General features: G+C 56.3%; 13 protein-coding genes and 1 tRNA gene. 5 read left to right on the top strand and 9 right to left on the bottom strand.

Going from position 1 to position 17,163, the window contains the following annotated elements; all coding sequences use genetic code 11:
* The 6 genes from ACILRN_RS09000 to ACILRN_RS08975 all read right to left on the bottom strand — a co-directional run.
* A partial coding sequence (locus ACILRN_RS09000) for a hypothetical protein (protein ID WP_395687508.1) occupies positions 1-526 on the bottom strand: 526 nt, incomplete at its 3' end.
* 106 nt (positions 527-632) lie between these two features.
* On the bottom strand, positions 633-1,454 hold the full coding sequence (locus tag ACILRN_RS08995) for an MIP/aquaporin family protein (RefSeq protein WP_395687506.1): 822 nt from the start codon (positions 1,452-1,454) through the stop codon (positions 633-635).
* Positions 1,444-2,844, bottom strand: a complete 1,401-nt coding sequence (gene fumC / locus ACILRN_RS08990) for a class II fumarate hydratase (protein WP_395687504.1) — start codon at positions 2,842-2,844, stop codon at positions 1,444-1,446. The genes ACILRN_RS08995 and fumC overlap by 11 nt, the downstream gene beginning before the upstream one ends.
* 688 nt (positions 2,845-3,532) lie before the next feature.
* Complete coding sequence (locus ACILRN_RS08985; protein ID WP_395687502.1) at positions 3,533-3,679, bottom strand: hypothetical protein; 147 nt, start codon at positions 3,677-3,679, stop codon at positions 3,533-3,535.
* 370 nt (positions 3,680-4,049) lie between these two features.
* Positions 4,050-4,126 (bottom strand) — tRNA-His (locus ACILRN_RS08980).
* A 102-nt stretch (positions 4,127-4,228) separates the two neighbouring features.
* Entirely contained in the window at positions 4,229-4,690 is a 462-nt protein-coding gene (locus tag ACILRN_RS08975) for a phasin family protein (protein ID WP_395687500.1), read from the bottom strand.
* A gap of 212 nt (positions 4,691-4,902) precedes the next feature.
* Between ACILRN_RS08975 and ACILRN_RS08970 the strand changes: the two genes are divergently transcribed.
* Together ACILRN_RS08970 and ACILRN_RS08965 are read left to right on the top strand one after the other, a co-directional pair.
* Positions 4,903-7,305, top strand: coding sequence for an ATP-binding protein (locus tag ACILRN_RS08970; RefSeq protein WP_395687498.1), 2,403 nt, complete (start codon positions 4,903-4,905; stop codon positions 7,303-7,305).
* Between the two features lie 34 nt (positions 7,306-7,339).
* On the top strand, positions 7,340-8,992 hold the full coding sequence (locus tag ACILRN_RS08965; protein ID WP_395687496.1) for an ABC transporter permease: 1,653 nt from the start codon (positions 7,340-7,342) through the stop codon (positions 8,990-8,992).
* Here ACILRN_RS08965 and ACILRN_RS08960 read toward each other — a convergent pair.
* A complete protein-coding gene (locus ACILRN_RS08960) occupies positions 8,982-10,922 on the bottom strand; it encodes an acetoacetate--CoA ligase (RefSeq protein ID WP_395687494.1) in 1,941 nt (646 codons plus the stop codon). The two genes, ACILRN_RS08965 and ACILRN_RS08960, sit on opposite strands and share 11 nt — an antisense overlap.
* 399 nt (positions 10,923-11,321) lie before the next feature.
* Here ACILRN_RS08960 and ACILRN_RS08955 point away from each other — a divergent pair, with 399 nt between their 5' ends.
* Both ACILRN_RS08955 and ACILRN_RS08950 read left to right on the top strand, forming a co-directional pair.
* Positions 11,322-13,034: an AsmA family protein gene (locus ACILRN_RS08955; RefSeq protein ID WP_395687492.1), complete on the top strand. Its 1,713-nt coding sequence runs from the start codon at positions 11,322-11,324 to the stop codon at positions 13,032-13,034.
* A 31-nt stretch (positions 13,035-13,065) separates the two neighbouring features.
* On the top strand, positions 13,066-13,518 hold the full coding sequence (locus ACILRN_RS08950) for a molybdenum cofactor biosynthesis protein MoaE (protein ID WP_395687490.1): 453 nt from the start codon (positions 13,066-13,068) through the stop codon (positions 13,516-13,518).
* A 106-nt stretch (positions 13,519-13,624) separates the two neighbouring features.
* On the opposite strand, the gene modA is transcribed toward ACILRN_RS08950, so the two are convergent.
* Together modA and ACILRN_RS08940 are read right to left on the bottom strand one after the other, a co-directional pair.
* Complete coding sequence (gene modA / locus ACILRN_RS08945) at positions 13,625-14,380, bottom strand: molybdate ABC transporter substrate-binding protein (protein WP_395687489.1); 756 nt, start codon at positions 14,378-14,380, stop codon at positions 13,625-13,627.
* A 164-nt stretch (positions 14,381-14,544) separates the two neighbouring features.
* Positions 14,545-15,267, bottom strand: a complete 723-nt coding sequence (locus ACILRN_RS08940; RefSeq protein ID WP_395687487.1) for a hypothetical protein — start codon at positions 15,265-15,267, stop codon at positions 14,545-14,547.
* Positions 15,268-15,731: 464 nt separating this feature from the next.
* Between ACILRN_RS08940 and ACILRN_RS08935 the strand changes: the two genes are divergently transcribed.
* Positions 15,732-17,006, top strand: a complete 1,275-nt coding sequence (locus ACILRN_RS08935; RefSeq protein ID WP_395687485.1) for a glycosyltransferase — start codon at positions 15,732-15,734, stop codon at positions 17,004-17,006.
* Positions 17,007-17,163: the final 157 nt, after the last annotated feature.

Genomic DNA, 17,163 nt, shown 5'->3' with positions numbered 1-17,163 from the left:
GCACCATGCGGTTATCATGCGGGTTTACCTCCGGCTGATCTACCAACTGGCGGTAAAAGGTCAGCACTTGGTCTTCGTAGCGAAGGGCCGCATAGGCTTGGCCCAGGACCGAAAAACCGTCCTGATCCGGCAGCAAAAGGAGCGAGCCTGGCCGGTCAGCCGGTGCCCATAAGGGCTGGGAGGTATAGCCGACAGCTCCAAATTTGAGGATATCGCCGATCCATCCGGTCTCATAGCCGACCCAACCGCCGATCGCCCATGCTGCTGGGTTGCTATCCCCATTGTTGTACATGTCGAAGAGATAGCTCCGCATGTGGAGCGTAAAAGTTGCGTCGTCAAAAAAGGCAGCGCGGATCGGATCAATCTCCAGAGCGGGGAGATCGGCTGCTTGAACCTTGTCGATCGAGCCGAAGCTTGCTCCACTGGCCAGGAGTAAGCCACAAAGAAGGCCTCGCGTTCTCTGACTGGTGCTAATGCCCCAGTTCTGGGCGATCCAAGGTCGTATCGATTTGCCGCAGAACCGCATCCTACCTCATGTCACAGTCAGAAACCCATCCCAATCCCGCAGGCAAATACTGCGACAGGGCCAAAGGCGCTTCAAGCGCTCCGTAAATTGGATCAAAATCCAATGATTAGTCCCTGTCGAGTGGCGCTCCCATCGCGGCAGCTGCCTCCTGCGCCTTGGCTGGTCCCCTGAGGAAACGCGCCGTCAGGACAGCACCAATCACGCCAAGCAGCGAACCCACGGGATAAACCCAGTAGGTTGACAGGTCTCCTCTGGCGAAGTCAGGGCCGAAGGCACGTGCGGGATTGAATGCGGCACCGTCATAGGGTCCGCCCATGGTACCGGCGGCCATTACATAGGCTCCAACAGCGAGCGGCACGAAGGGTCCAACAAGCTTCGGTCCGTTGGCCATGCTGAGAACAACCAGCACCATTCCGAAGGTGAGAATGCCCTCAAACACCACAGCCTGCCAGTATTCGCCAGGCTGGGGCATGGTTGCCGCGAGGTTGCCACCATAGCCGAAAAGCGCCGCCGCAACCAGGGAACCGGCAGCTGCAGCGAACAGCTGCACAAACACATAGGCTATGGCCATGGGCCAGCCCATGTCGCCACGCAAGGTGAATGCAACGGTCATTGCCGGGTTGAAGTGAGCAGAGATGTCACCCAGACAATAGACGGCCGCCACGAGCCACAATGCTGCCACCGCAGACAGGGTGAATGCGTATTGGAAACTTGCCAGCTGCGCACCGCCGTGGCTGGCCAGAATTGCCGCGCCGCCAGACAGGACAAAGGTCAGCCCAAAGGTGCCGATGAATTCCGAGACCAGACGCCGCGCACGGTGATCAGCACTCTTCCAGTCGGCAGAAAAGCGCGGACCAACCTGGTCGGCAAGTGCGAACCGGCCATGGGCTGCTTCGCCTGAACCAGCGCGATGATGATCAGGCGACATAGCAGGACACCATTTTCCGGGGATCGACCACCTTGTCGAACTCCGCCTCGGTGACAAAGCCCAGTTTCAGAGCCGCGTCCTTCAGCGTCAGGTCATTATCGAGGGCATAATGGGCAATTTTTGATGCCTTGTCGTAGCCAATGACCGGTGACAATGCAGTGACCAGCATCAGCGATCGTTCGACGAACTGGCCTATTTGCTTGAGGTTGGGTTTCGTGCCCTCCACAAGGAAGGTACGGAAGTTGGTGCAGCTGTCAGTCATCAGCGAGATCGAATGCGTGATATTGTATATGATGAGCGGTTTGTAAACGTTCATCTCCAGATAGCCACTCGCGCCACCGAAGCTCACGGCCATGTCATTGGCCATGACCTGGACAGCCACCATTGCCATGGCTTCGCACTGGGTCGGGTTGACCTTGCCCGGCATGATGGAAGAACCCGGTTCGTTGGCGGGAATTGAAAGTTCGGCAAAGCCCGCACGCGGGCCACAGGACATGAGCCGAATATCGTTGGCGATCTTGTAAAGCGACGTCGCCAGCGTCTTCATCGCTCCCGAAAGCGCAACAAGAGCATTATGTGCACCCTGAACGGTGAACTTGTTCGGCGCAGTCACGAAGGGCAGTCCGGTCAGCGTGGCAATTTCTTGCGCCGCAGCTTCAGCAAACCCAGGCGCCGAGTTGAGACCTGTGCCAACAGCCGTACCGCCAAGCGCAAGCTTATAGACCGATTTCAGTGACGAATTCACATCGTCGAGATTGTCGGTCAGCATGCCTGCATAGCCAGACCATTCCTGACCAAGGGTCAGCGGGGTTGCATCCTGCATGTGCGTACGCCCGATCTTCACAATATCCTTCCACTCAGTTGCCTTTTTCGCAATCGAGTCGCGCAGAGCGGTCACCGCTGGAAGAAGATTCTTGGTCGTTGCGATGGCAGACGCGATGTACATTGCTGAGGGGAACGAGTCGTTGGATGACTGCGCCATGTTGACGTGATCATTCGGATGAACCGGGGCCTTGCTGCCGAGGGGCGTGCCTGCAAGCTGGCAGCAACGGTTCGAAATCACCTCGTTGACATTCATGTTGAACTGCGTGCCACTGCCGGTCATCCACACGTGGAGAGGAAACATGTCCTGGTGCTGACCCGCCAGTATCTCATCGCAAACCTGAACGATGAGCTTGTATTGCTGGTCCTGCAGGCGGCCACCCTTATGGTTCGCAATAGCGGCGCCTTTCTTCAGGATTGCATAGGCACCAATCATTTCGCGCGGCATTAGATCCTTGCCAATGCTGAAATGCTGCAACGACCGCTGGGTCTGCGCGCCCCACAGCTTGTCTGCCGGAACTTGGACTGCACCAAGACTGTCGGTTTCGGTTCTCATCTGCGCGCTCATTCAACCCTCCTGTATGGCAACGGTTTATTGCCTTGGTCGCTGAGTAACACTTTCCTTCGAACCTTTTCAATGTCCGACTGAAATGAAGACTTGATGGAACAGATGACCAATAAAGACCTCATTATATTTGAATTGTTGGGTCACAATATTGTACAACTAGAGTTAGATCTATGGCCTGATGACGTCAGTCTGAGCTGACCCCAACGGTGGTCCGGGCTGAAATTTATTGTGCAGGCGGCCTTGGCGATGACGTGGGTAGCGAAATCGGCAACGCTTGACTCTGCCTTCACGCTCCGTGCTCTATCCAGTGTGTGCGGGGACCATCTCGCAAATCGCCGCAATGACCGGACCAAGCTCTATCGCGTCTTGGGACAACGCTTCCAAGGAGAGTTCGCCACGTTCCCGACCCGCCATGCAGAGTCGGGCAGCTAGATGCGGAGCCTCAAAAGACTGCCGTGAGGTCTGTGCCAAACATGTGTGTGGAGCCATGAGGGCAATTAGGAAGAGTGCTCGTCGGAGTTGGAACAGGTCCTCGCATAAGCCCATTCTCGCAGGGCGGTTTGGATGAAGGGTTGGGCTTTTCCTTTGGTTTTGGGCGTATGGGGTCTGCTCCTGACTTGGCGAACGTTGAGGCGCCTGCAGGCTTTCGCGAAATCACGGAATTTGTAGCAGGAGCCATTGTTGGCCATCACCCGGTCATGGTGACGCCGAGGCCGTTGTCGTATGCGACAGCGGCCTTGAGAAAGGAAATGGCTCCGGGGGATTTCTCATCAGGCTTGAACTCGCCGAAGCTGATGCGGGAGTTGTTGTTGATGGCGACATGGACGAAGTCCAAGCCCGCACGGGCTCCTCTTGGGTCGGCTTGCGGAGCGGTCCTTGAGACTGTCCATGCCTTTAGTCTTGAAGTGGCGGATTCATTTGCGCACGATTCGCGGGCAGAAGCTCTATGTCTCGCGCGGCGACCTCCGGCGTCTGCCCGCTCAGCACCTCCAGAACGACCTACTCTCGACCAAAACGCGTCAATCGTGGATTCTCGTGGATGTTTATTCGGACCTCTTGGAAAGATACCGTCTTGTTACAAGAACAGTTCCTCCGTCCGATCCGGATAGACGGCCTACTGAAAGGTCACAGCTCGGGCATTGATACGCCAGCGAAAACCGTCGATCCACTTTTGATTTCAATGAATCACTACAGTAGTTTTTAAATGGTACCGCCTCCCCGGCTCGAACGGGGGACCCCTAGATCCACAATCTAGTGCTCTAACCAACTGAGCTAAGGCGGCTTCCCAAGAAACGGGTTCCTAGCTCCAGTCGGAGCCGAATTCAAGCGAACAAGACGAGCCCTGGCGCACGGCAGACCGAGGGCCCTCCTGCTTCCTGTCGGATCAGGCCGAAATCCCCCGGGACAGGGTCGCAACCGATTTTGTTACTGAGTCCTGGACCGGCTTCAACGTTTCGCGGGCGAGCGCCACCGACAAGTCATTGAGCTCCTTGACCTGCATCTGCAGGATTTCGGCCTGTGCCTTCAGGAAATCCTGCTGCAGCAAGATCGCCTCGCCACCGTCGCGGACGGAAAATAGCTCTCGGACAAATGCAAAGCCAGTGTTGACGTTGACCTGCGCAAATTCCATCGCCTTGAGCTGTATATCCGTCAGGCGGTTCTTGTAGGCATTCGCCGCCGCGTCCATCATCTGGACATTGCCATGGGCCAGTTCATTCACCTTTTCGAAGGCAGCCTGAGCCTGATCCACAGTGGTTTGCGCGAAACTCGTCACCTTGTCGGCAGCGGGGGCGATAGCCTTGACCTGGCTTCCAGCTGCCCCCGATTTTGCCTTCTTGACCGTCATCGCATGATCTCCTCTTTGCTGGTCCGCTGGTCAAAATTTCAATCTGAAGCGGATATTAGCTGCATATATTGTGCGATGCAATAATTTGTTGCGACGCACCATGTCGCTCTGGCCGCCTTTGCGAGCAGGAAGGATGGACGGCAGAGGGCGTTATCGTCTATTTCTTGGTTAAGCCTTCGTAAACGCAAGGTGGCAGATGGAAAGGTAGCGGTTTGGCCGACCTCGCGACACCGACTTTGGAGGATCTGAGGGACGTCCCGGAGGCTGCCTGGCTGTGGGATGGCGTCCGGGCACGTATCGTCTGGGCCAATGCAGCTGGCATCGCCTATTTCGATGGAGGCACGCTGTTTGACCTCATCGATCGCCCGTTTGACGTGCTTGAACCCGGGGTGGCGCAAGTGATTGGCCTGTCAAAGCGCCTCCAGCGTGGACAGGTTGAACCCGCCCTGCTGCATTTCCCCTCCACGGGCGCCGCGTCGGCACTGGCCTGCCGTTGCATGATCCACGCGCTGGCAGATGGCCGGCCCGGTGTTCTCGTTGTAGCGCAGGCCTCGGCATCTACCGAAAACGGCAAGGTCTCCGCTGACATCATGGCCGCGTTCGACCTTTTGCCATCAGCCGCCATGCTGGCCGGTGCCGACGGCGCAATCCGACACCTTAATGCCGCAGCGCTTGTTCTGCTCAATGCCGGGCAAAGGGCAAGCCTTGCCGGGTTGCTTGGAGGCAAGGACCCTGCTGAAGAACTGCTTGCGAGGCTCGCAGCAGCTGGAACAATCGTAGTCAACAAGGCTCTGCAAGTACGTCTGGGTGCGCGCGACATCCGCATCACCGCCCGGCGGCTTAACCGCCCTGACGAAACTGCGGCCTACGCGCTGCTGCTTCTGGACGATGTCACGGAGCGGCGCGCCCTTGAACTGAAATATGCTGGTGGCGGACAGGATGCTGGCCCACGGCCGGACGCTGCACAGACGGAGGCGCCTCGCCCGGGCAATGCTCTTTCGCCAGCCGATGCGGCCGCGTTCGAGAATCTGGGAAAGACCCTGCAGGAAGGGCTTGAGCGTGACACACCCACAACGCCGAAACAGGTGACAGCGCCTGTGGAAAAACAGTTGCGCCGCACGATGCCCGCTATCCCCGAACAGGTACGTTTGCCCCTCGATCACCGCAGTGAAGCCGTGCTGGTCGCCAAGGACGGCGAGTTGTGCTTCGCAAATCCGGCTGCGGCCCAGCTATTCGGTTATGGCTGTGGCGAAGACGTCATCAATGACGAGGGCCTGGCTGGCCGCTTTGCCCAGCTGGGCCAATCGATCCCGCGATGTGAGTTCCTCACGACCAGCGGCGAAAAGGTTGAAGCCGGCGTCCAGATGAGCATCATCCCTTGGGTCGGCGGGCCGGCACGGCAATTCGTTTTGGCGAAGGCCGAAACACCGGCCGAGGAAAAGGCACCACGGCCGTCAGCCACCGTCATTCCCTTGCCGTCCAGACCTCAGGCATCAGAAGCCGACCAGGAGCTACGCGCCATTCTGGACACGGCCGCCGATGGCATCATCACGCTCGATGCTGAGGCCCGCATTCATACCTTCAGCGCCGGTGCGGAAGCAATTTTTGGCTACCGCATCGCAGACGTGGCCGGCAGGCCCTTTGCTGAGCTTCTGACGCCAGAGAGCGGCAGCGTCGTCCGGGACTATCTGGCCGCCCTGCAAGGCCCCGGCCTGGCTGCCGTCTTCAATGATGGCCGCGAAGTGATCGCAAAGGTGAGGCAGGGTGGCAAGGTGCCGCTGTTCCTGACTATCGGCAAGCTCGAGGCGCCACGTTCCCAGGCGGCTTTCTGTGCTGTGGTCCGTGATATCACTCAATGGAAAAAGACAGAGGAAGAGCTGCGGGAGGCCAAGGAGCGCGCAGAGGCTACAAGCCGCCAGAAGTCGGAATTTCTTGCCAGCGTCAGCCATGAACTGCGGACGCCGCTCAACGCCATCATGGGCTTTTCCGAAGTGATGCGGCTTGGCCGCTTTGGAGAGATCGGCAATGAGAAATACCGTGGCTACGTGCAGGACATACACGCAAGTGGAGCACATCTCCTCTCACTGATCGACGACCTGCTTGATCTTTCAAAAGTCGAGGCCGGCAGGCTTGAGCTTAACTTTACTGCCGTGAACCTTGGCGACGTCGCCGAGTATGCGGTAAAGTTGTTGCAGGAAGAGGCAACTGGGTCGCGGGTGCTGCTGCGGAAGTCAATGCCTGAGGATCTGCCGAGTGTCGTGGCTGATCTCCGGTCGATGCGTCAAGTCATGATAAATCTGTTGTCGAACGCCATCAAGTTCACCGATCCTGGCGGGCAGGTGGTCATCTCGGCACAACTCCAGTCAACTGGCGAACTGACCCTCCGTGTAAGAGACACGGGCATCGGGATGAACGAAGACCAGCTGAAGGGAGCTCTCGAGCCCTTTGTTAGGGTGGCCACCGAGGGCCGCGCAGCTCAGGGCACGGGACTTGGGCTGCCACTGACAAAAGCACTGGTCGAGGCCAACCGCGCCAGTCTTACATTGTCGAGCGAGCCTGGCAAAGGCACGCTCGCTGACATCACCTTTCCAACCCCCCGCGTTCTGGCCGATTAGGCACAGCATGAGCAGCACTGGTTCTGGAGCCATCATGAGGGGCACACCACGCCCCATCGGCGAACGGCTGCTCAGCCTGGCGGCACTGGTGACCGGACTGGCACTGGCCTTGCCAGTGATTACGATCATCCTTCTGGCTTTCGCACCCACCGAAAACATCTGGCCGCATCTCATCGAAACCGTGCTGCCCGGCTATGTGCTGCGCACAGTCCTGCTCCTGCTCGGTGTTGGCCTCATCACGTTCGTGGTCGGTACAGGTGTTGCCTGGCTTGTCACCATGTGCCGGTTTCCACTGAGACCATTGTTTCTCTGGGCATCATTGCTGCCACTTGCCATGCCCGGCTACATCGTCGCCTACGCCTATGTCGACTTTCTGAGCTATGCTGGCCCATTGCAATCCTGGCTGCGTGAGCTGTTTGGCTGGACAAGCCCGGCAGACTACTGGTTCCCGGAGATCCGATCGCTGGGCGGGGCGGTGTTCATTCTCTCCATGGTCCTCTACCCTTATGTCTTCCTCACGGCGCGGGCGAGCTTCATTCGCCAGCCCGCCACTCAGCTCGAAGTGGCCCGCGCTCTGGGCCGGACACCTTGGGGTGCCTTCCGCGCCGTCGCATTGCCTCTGGCACGGCCTGGCATTGCCGTCGGCGTGTCGCTTGCGCTGATGGAATGCCTCAACGACATTGGTGCGGCAGGGTTCTTCGGGGTCCGGACCCTGACACTCGGCGTCTATACGACGTGGCTCTCGCAGGGCAACCTTGGGGGCGCGGCTCAGATTTCTGCTGTCATGCTCCTGTTCATTTTCATGCTGGTCTGGTTCGAGCGCACGGCACGGCGAAAACAGTCCTTCGTACTGCCAGCCCAGCGCCCGCGTCAGCCAGACAGGATTCGACTGAATGGCTGGCAGAGAGCCCTGGCGGTGCTGGCGTGTGGCCTGCCCATTGTGATTGGATTCGTGGTGCCAGCGCTCGTACTGCTGAACTTTGCCGCAAGTCGGTGGCAAGATGCGCTGTCCACTGCCTATCTCAATGCCGTGTCTCACTCCCTGCTGCTGGCGGCCCTCGCCGCGGCCGTGGCGGTGGTGCTGGGACTGATCCTCGGCTATGCAAACCGCATCATGCGCAAGGGCTTCACGAGACGGGTGATCCGGCTCGCCGCCCTCGGGTATGCCATACCTGGCACTGTACTCGGAATTGGCGTACTTATTCCCCTTGCGGCTTTCGACAACACGCTCGATTCATTCCTGCGGGAACAGTTTGGGTTCTCGACTGGGCTGTTGCTGTCCGGCTCGATCGCTGCCGTGGTGTTCGCCTATGTGGTTCGATTCCTCGCCGTGTCTTTTGGCGCGATTGAAACGGGCCTCCAAAAGGTAACGCCCAATGTTGCCGCTGCTGCGCGAACCCTTGGCCGGGGGCCAATCCGCGCCTTCCTAGAAGTTCACCTGCCGTTGCTGCGGCCAGCGTTGGTTTCAGCTGCCCTGCTCGTCTTTGTCGACTGCATGAAAGAATTGCCTGCAACACTCATTCTCCGGCCTTTCGACTTCGAGACCCTGGCAACCACAGTATTCATGCTGGCGTCACTCGACCAGCTGGAAGAGAGCGCACTTCCCGCACTCACGATTGTTGTCGTCGGGCTTCTTCCAGTCATTCTACTCGCACGTACACTGCACGAACCGCACATCACGTCCTGAGTTCTGGCACATCACGAAAAAGATCAAGCGCCTCCGGATTGGCCAGCGCCTCCTGGTTCTTCACGGCGCGGCCGTGCACTACGTCACGAACCGCGAGTTCGGTGATCTTTCCAGACTTGGTGCGTGGAATATCCGAGACTGATACGATTCGCGCCGGTACATGTCGCGGCGATGCACCATGCCGGATCTGTGTCTTTATCTTGCCAATCAATTCATCATCCAGCAGCACACCTGTCCGCAGCCTTACGAACAGCACAACACGTACGTCATTATCCCAGTCCTGTCCGATGGCCAGCGCCTCGATCACCTCAGGTATCTGCTCGACTTGAGCATAAAGTTCAGCCGTTCCTATACGAACCCCGCCGGGATTGAGGGTGGCATCCGAACGGCCATGAATAATCATGCCGCCATGGGGCGTGAGCTCCGCAAAATCACCATGGCACCAAACATTCGGAAAACGCCCAAAATAAGCATTATGGTACTTCGCGCCATCCGGGTCGTTCCAGAACATCACCGGCATGGACGGGAAGGGCTTGGTGCAGACCAACTCGCCCTTCTGGCCACGCAGGGGTTTGCCGGCCTCATCAAACACGTCAACCGCCATGCCCAGCATGGCCCCCTGAATTTCACTACGCCATACAGGCGATAGCGGATTGCCCCCAACAAAACAGCCACAGATATCTGTTCCGCCCGAGATAGATGCTAATTGAACGTCGGCCTTGATGCCTGAATAGACAAAGTCAAAGCTTTCCGCACTCAGCGGCGATCCCGTAGAGAGAATGCTTCGCAGAGCCGTGAGCTTGTGAGTATTGCGCGGCAGCATGCCGCTCTTCTTGACCGCATCGATGTATTTGGCCGAGGTTCCGAAGATCGTGATGCCCTCCTCATCCGCATAGTCAAACAGTGCGCGTTCAGAGGGGTGAAAGGGTGATCCATCGTACAGAAGCAGCGTGGCGCCAGCCGCGAGACCTGAAACAAGCCAGTTCCACATCATCCAGCCACACGTCGAGAAGTAGAAAAGTCGATCAGTTGACCGCGTATCCGTGTTTAGAACGTGTTCACACAGATGCTTGAGCAGAATTCCACCTGCTGAATGCACGATGCATTTTGGTATTCCAGTGGTGCCCGAGGAATACAGGATGTAAAGCGGGTGATCGAACGGAAGCTGGGCAAAACTGATTGGCGCATCGCTATGTGATGCTGAAAAATGCGCAAGCGTCTCGCCATGAGGCAGCTCGGCGGCGACGCGATCAGCGTTTCCTGCATAATTTATGACAAGCGTTGTGTGGACGCTTGGAAGATCATTCAGAACATTGCGAACCTTTTCGGCAAGGTCAATCGTCTTGCCTGCATAGAAATATCCATCACTGGTCACCAGAAGCTTCGGGCCGATTTGGCCAAAGCGATCAAGGATGCCGCGCTCGCCAAAGTCTGGCGAGCAAGATGACCAGATGGCACCGAGCGAGGCGGCGGCTAGAAAGCATATGATGGCCTCCGGCATGTTGGGCACAATGGCGCAGATGCGGTCACCAGGCCCAATGCCTCGCGCAACCAAGGCGCGATGAAGCCTTGCCACGGCCTGACCGAGCTCGCCCCAGCTCATGCGTCGGGCGACCTTGTCTTCTCCGCGAAAAACAAGTGCATCCGTTTCATCTGACTTGCGCAGCAAATTCTCGGCGTAGTTGAGACGTGCATCCGGAAAGAACTTGGCACCTGGCATTCTTGTCTCATTGACAAGCACATCTGTGCCGCGGCGCTCCGCCTTAACCTTGCAGAAATCCCAAAGGTCCCGCCAGAACACTTCAGGCTGATCAATCGAATGTCGGAGAACCTCGTCAAAGGACTGGAAACCCCGAGGCTCCATGAAACGCCAGAGATTGGACTGAGCCACACGTTCCGGGCTGGGGATCCATAGAGGACGATCAGACATGGGGGCACTCCTTCAGCCAGCCTTCCTTAGCTCATCGTTTGATCGGGGGAAATCCCGGAAGACAGGGAAGAAATCGAGCCGCGGACAGCTTGGGCTCAACTTTTTGCTCGCAGGCGCCAGAGCAAGAACTGGCCGGAGGAATTTCGCGGCTTAGCCAGGAAGATGGCGAGCAGCGGGCTGGGGCCTGGTTGAACCATCCGACACCGCCGCCGCGCGGATTGCCTCGGTCCTCCGGGGTCCGGTGGCGGCAGGCGTCCGGTTTGCCGCGATCAGCAGCGCTGCGGCCGAACGGCACTGTTTCACTCGGGTCGGTTCTTGCTCTAGACTGCTCCGCTTGGTTTGGTCCATTGATGCTGTAAGCATGCCGCAAACGGCAGGATAGAAGTCCCGGAGTTGATGATGCGCGAACGACAAGTGCTTGCCGGCGGTGCCGCAGTTATCGTCTTCGTATTGCTGGTGACAGCTTATGTGGTTATCGCACCCTATTGGGTTGCAGGCCGCGTCGGCGACTTTGCCAGTCAATCCATGGGCCGTGGTGTCTCGGTGGCGGGTGGCAGCCATCTTGACATGTCACCACTGTCCATTCGCCTTGAGGACGTGAAACTGTCCGTGCCGGGAGAAAGCGCAGATAGTTTCATATCCGCCAAGTCGGTTGTAGTACCGGTCTCCCTGCATCAGCTTCTGTCACGTCAACCGGATTTTTCCAGCATGACCCTGCGTGATGCAGAGATTGCGTTACTGATCGATGAACGCGGCCAGGCGAGCTGGGAGATGCCACCAGGCATCTTGACTCAGGCAATCACGATCACGCTCGAACGCGCCTCACTGCGCTACTTCGACGCGAGAAACAATCAGTCCCTTGCACTCGATCGCCTGGAGGGGCTCTTGGAGATCCAACCTGATGGCAGCCTGAGCTTCGATGGCTCGGTCGTTGTTGACGCTCAGGTCATGCGACTCAACGCAAGCCTGAAGTCGATCACCCGTGTAAATCAAGATGGTTCACCGCTGGATCTCGCGCTTGCCGGTGAGAGTACATCGCTTACTTTCAGCGGGCGCCTGTCTACGGCTAGGGTTCTGAGCCTGTCAGGCCCTGTCAGCGCATCAGGCACGCGGCTCCTGCAATTTCTGGGTCTTGGTGACAGTTCCGCTCCCACCTCCATTGATGGCGCGCTTGACACTGCCGGCCGCGCATTTGCGCTCCGGACGGCAAACCTGACAACCGGCAGTTTTGCCGCAAAGGGCGATCTGGCCGTCGATTTGCGTGGGGTAAGACCACGGATCCAGGCCAAGCTGGCTTTCGACACCTTACCACTCGATCTTCTCGTGCCCGCTGCAGGGGCCTCGCCTGGTGAGTGGGGCCGCAATCAAATTCCCTTCGTCCTGCTGCGCAATTTTGACGCCGATATGACCATGGCTGCAAGAGCCGCACGTTATGGAGTCTTATCAATGTCAGAGGCGCAACTTGTGCTGAAACTAGCGGATGGAAAGTTAAGCATGTCTGCCCGGTGTCAAGTAACGAATGGGGGAAGCCTTACCGGCAGCGCGACGATCGACACAGCGGTTTTACCTCCCCAGTTGACGAGCTCGATCGAAGCCAAGGGCGCCGAAGTCCATTCCGTTCTGACGGCGATCTTTGGCCTGACGAGGCTAAGCGGCATTGGCGACATCTCGGCAAGTCTCAGCGCTTCGGGCACGACCCAGGAAGAAATGATCGGAACACTCAAGGGTGAGGCACAGGCGTCAATCAGCCCGGGAGAGATCACAGGAAGCGACTTGCCTGCGCTGCTTGCAGCGGCCGCCAGAAGCCCGGCGGTTGGATGGGGACCAGAGGCTGGGGCAACTGCCTTCACATCTCTTGTTGGTCAGGTTTCAATTGCAGACGGAGTGGCGTCGGTTGGTTCCCTCGTCATGTCGGCGGGTTCGGCGACAATTAATGTATCGGGGTTTTCTGATCTTCTTCGGCGTGCCGTTGACTTGAGCATGACATTGACGACAACTGACGGATCAATCCAACCCATTGCCGTGAGCGTAGCCGGCAAGTGGGCTTCACCTGCCATCTCCCGGACAGCGGGCAAAGAAGCCGACCCGGCACAGCCGGCTTCAGGCAATTGAATATTCATCCCAGCAGGCGCATGTTATCGTCATGATCCGCGTTCAGAAGGAAGCTTTCGATCCGGCAAAAGAACTCGCCGCACTCCGTCAGGGACGTCAGGCCATCGGAGCAACAGTCATGTTCATTGGCTCCGTGCGTGAGGTGTCAGAGGGCAGAGAAGTCAGCGCCATGACACTGGAACACTATCCTGGCATGACCGAAAAATCGCTCGCGGCAATCGAGGCGGAGGCCTTGCGGCGCTGGCCAATTGAGGCTTCGCTCATCGTGCACCGCTATGGGCGGCTTCAAGCGGGCGATGACATCGTGCTGGTGATCACAGCATCAGCCCACCGCGCTGCAGCCTTTGATGCCTGTAGTTTTCTCATGGACTGGCTCAAGACCAAGGCTCCGTTCTGGAAACTTGAGGAAGGCAGTTCAGGTGAAAGCTGGGTGGATGCCAAGCACAGCGACGATGACGCAACGGCACGCTGGGACCGGACCTGAGCAGGGTCTTGAAAAGTGGGCAGGGCCTTCCACAAGGCAACGCGGGAGTACGATTCTGCCAAGCCAGCTTGGGCTTGCTGGATACTTGGACCATTTCTCTTTGATCTTATTGTTCAGCAAGTACGCGAAAACCATTGGCTTCAAAAATCAACCTAGCCTCGGTTGACTGCAGATAGTTTGCGAATTCCATACTTTTAGGATTTTTTGACGACCGAACGACTGCAACCGGATAGATAATAGGCGAATGGGAGTTATCCGGGAAAATGCCGATCACACGCACCCTTGGCTCGGCCAGCGCGTCAGTTTGGTATACAATTCCGGCTGCTGCTTCGCCCGCCGCAACAAGCATGAGTGCAGCTCGGACGTTCTCTGCCTGTGCAACCCTGCTTTTTACACTGTCCCAAACCTGAAGGTTTTCGAGCGCTTGCTTGCCATATCTGCCGGCAGGAACTGAATTAACCTCGGCCATGGCAAGCCATCCACCGTCAAGAAATCCTGAGAGATCGAAGCCGGGCACTATAGTTGTCGTCTCTACAGAGTCCGCCGGCGCCACAAGAACCAGAACGTTTCCGAGGAGACGAGCGATGCTGTCAGCCCTAACGAGGTTTCGCTCCGCAAGATAACCCATCCAATCCTGATCAGCCGAAACATAGACATCTGCGGGTGCCCCTGCCTCAATCTGCTTGGCCAATGCCGAACTGGCTCCATAGACATTGACGATTTGTTCACCTGTTTTCGTCGTCCAAGAGACGGCAATCGAATCAAGCACGTTCTTGAGGCTTGCGGCAGCGAAGACCGTCAGTCTTTCGGAGGCGAGAGCCTGTTGTGAACAGACGACGCTCCAGAGGATCAGTCCCAGCACAAGGAACAGTCTGCTGCAGAATACTTTTCGGCTGCGACAAGTCATCGGGGGCCTACAAGATCAGGTATCTGGTTTAACTCCGTAATATTCAGTGGAATATAACGGTGATTGGATTAGTGTCAAGACTGCAGCTCAAAACCACTTGCTCAACAACAGTTCGCGTTTCAGAAAGCTCCTGAATTGCCCGATTTGTCAGCTGGAGTGGGAAGTTCGGTCCCTGTACCGACTGCGGGGTGCTGCTTGCTGAATAGCCGTTCAATAGAATACTCGACCGTTCCATAGAGAACTGTATCGAGAGCCGCGAGGACAATCGAAAACGACGCAGCGGTTGACGCGTCACCGGTACCCCCGAGGGCATTACCGATCGCGAAACTTCGCAAGATGCTTATGGCACGATAGGTCGCGCTTTTTGCTACGATCAGTTCGGGATCAGTTGGCGACGTGCCTGGAGGCGTGAAGTAATTCCAGAAATACTCATGCGCAACATAGACAACCGTTGATGTCGTCAAGCTCAGAATGAAGACACCACCGAGTGTGGAGGCAGCGCCACCATAAAATGCAACGAACAATCCTGCCTCAAGCGCCGATGAAAAAATTTCGAAGGCAGCCGCTTTTGTAATGATCCGTACCAAGTCACTGGGTTGTTCGACCAGTTTTCCCTCGTGGTTCGCTATTGCGCTGCGCAACGTTACGAACGCTGCTGATGAGCTGTCGTAAAAAGGTAAGATAATGCGATCTGAGATGGTCGGGGTTGTTTCTGCTGAACCAAGACTCTCTTCGGTCCATTTGCTTGACTGACCATGACCATTGCCTGCGAAGGAAGTTGAGGCCATTACGGCAAATCCAATACAGGCTGCCATGATCGATAGCTTTGGATGATTGGACATCCATGACATCTAGCGGCAGGGTTATTTCAACTCTGTAAACTATGAGGGGAACTTTTGACATTGCGCCATGGCCTGCTGGCAATCGCTTGTACCACTTCAGAGCTGTTTCAAAGTCTCGGCCATATAGCGAAGAGCGCCGGGCGACACTTTAGGTGGCAGATTGTCGAGCTGAGGTCATGTTGCTTCGCAAATTTCACAAAAGCACTATAGATCCCCTCTAGGCCAAAGCGCTTTTCGAGTGCTCAGTTTGTTTAGATTTGAGAGGGACAACCACGCTGCAAGGCTTCGGATGATATCGCACAGCAAGCTGCTGGAATTCGGCAGGTCGGCATCTCGTATACGGCGGCTAAAGACAGCACCGCTCAAGCGCAGACTTATATGCGCCAAGTTCAGAACGGTAGTGAGATCAGTTGTGTTTTACGGTGTGTTACAACTGTTATTGTCACCCTGTTAAAGGTTATTCAATGAATCAGGAAATGCAGCTTCCAACAATTGGCCTGATCTGCCCATTCTGGCTTCCAATGTGGGGGGGAGCCGAGCAGTATCATTTTCGCTTGGCGGGAGAACTCAAGAGAAGAGGTTTCATTGTCAAAGTATTCTGCGGAATTTCAGAGGCTTCGGATCGAGACAACGGGACTATCGAAGTCGAGCGTTATGTTTCATCTCATGACCTGACTTACGCGACCTGGGCGCAAGTCCTGAGAAAAAGAACTGATTCTGACTATCAGCGACTCGCTGATCACTATGATTTTATCAACAAAGCAATCAAATGGGCCAAGCATAACGAAATAGACATAGCTCTGATTGGCAATCCCTTCAACGATCCAAACTACTTTCATGCCCGGGAGTTGTATGCCAGCCTCAAAAACCTAGATGTCAGCGTTGGCCTCGTCCATCACGATCTATCCAGAATTGTCTGCGCCAACTTGAAAAACATTTACTTGAAGGAAAGTGGAGGATGGGAGAATGCAACAAAAAAAGTTGTGGCAGGGATTACAAGAATTGCACAGCAGCAAAGTCGGATGAAGTGGACAGCGGTTTTGGGAAGTCCACTTTTCTTTGAACCAGATTTCATCATAACAAACTCTGAATGGTCAAAGCGGTTCATCGATCCGTTAGATGAGTGTCAAAAAATTGTGCTGCACCCACTTATGGATGCAAAGTTCTGGGGCACTGCGCCTAACGACCCATCATCCTTTTCGATGGTCGATGTGCTCATGGTGAATCCGCAAAGCCGGAAAAATCCGCAGCTGATGAAGAACATCATCGAGGTAGGCCCAACTTCAATGAAGTTCCGCATTCTAAAGGGAGGCTGGGGAAATTCATTTTTGGCGTTTTCTAAGCTTCTCGAGACAATTCCAGAGAGTAAAAGCAAGCACGTCGAGCTCGTAGAGTATGTCGACGATATGCGAAAGGCTTATCGATCATCGAGATTACTTGTATTTCCAAGCTTTGAGGAAGGTTATGGCATGACACCCGTTGAGGCGATGTATTCGGGACTGCCGGTCTTGAGCAGCAGCTATCCTGCCATACGAGAAGCAGTCGGTACTGCCGCAAAGCTGCTTTGTCCATACAAGAATTCAACTGAAGATTGGGTCGCTGCTGTCACGGACATTCTGGAAAACAGCGAAATCTGGAAACAACGCTCACTTGAGAGAGCGGGGTATCTTGCGGCCCGGCAGGAGCAAGAGTTAGACAAACTCGCCGGGTTCTTGGGAAATATCAGATCAGGTAGATGAATAGTTCGTGCAGCGTCGTATGGTATGGGTATCAAAGCTGGAATCGCTTGATCTGTTCTTAGATCTCAATTCTGCAAGTTGGCAGTAGACGCCGAGATGCTTGAGCGCCAAGGCGATGATGGCGAGGTCCCGCTTGGTCTGCTCGCCCTTGGCTTTG

This window comes from Aestuariivirga sp. (genome assembly GCF_044238155.1).
Classification (GTDB): Bacteria; Pseudomonadota; Alphaproteobacteria; order Rhizobiales; family Aestuariivirgaceae; genus Aestuariivirga.
Note: the sequence above shows the minus strand (reverse complement) of the source record. Positions and strands in the feature narration are given on the sequence as shown.

Coding starts and splice junctions, on each gene's coding strand:
- ACILRN_RS08940 (WP_395687487.1), bottom strand. CDS start 15,267: ATGTCCAATCATCCAAAGCTATCGATCATGGCAGCCTGTATTGGATTT.
- ACILRN_RS08965 (WP_395687496.1), top strand. CDS start 7,340: ATGAGGGGCACACCACGCCCCATCGGCGAACGGCTGCTCAGCCTGGCG.
- ACILRN_RS08960 (WP_395687494.1), bottom strand. CDS start 10,922: ATGTCTGATCGTCCTCTATGGATCCCCAGCCCGGAACGTGTGGCTCAG.
- ACILRN_RS08955 (WP_395687492.1), top strand. CDS start 11,322: ATGCGCGAACGACAAGTGCTTGCCGGCGGTGCCGCAGTTATCGTCTTC.
- ACILRN_RS08935 (WP_395687485.1), top strand. CDS start 15,732: ATGAATCAGGAAATGCAGCTTCCAACAATTGGCCTGATCTGCCCATTC.
- ACILRN_RS08995 (WP_395687506.1), bottom strand. CDS start 1,454: ATGTCGCCTGATCATCATCGCGCTGGTTCAGGCGAAGCAGCCCATGGC.
- fumC (WP_395687504.1), bottom strand. CDS start 2,844: ATGAGCGCGCAGATGAGAACCGAAACCGACAGTCTTGGTGCAGTCCAA.
- ACILRN_RS08975 (WP_395687500.1), bottom strand. CDS start 4,690: ATGACGGTCAAGAAGGCAAAATCGGGGGCAGCTGGAAGCCAGGTCAAG.
- ACILRN_RS08950 (WP_395687490.1), top strand. CDS start 13,066: ATGATCCGCGTTCAGAAGGAAGCTTTCGATCCGGCAAAAGAACTCGCC.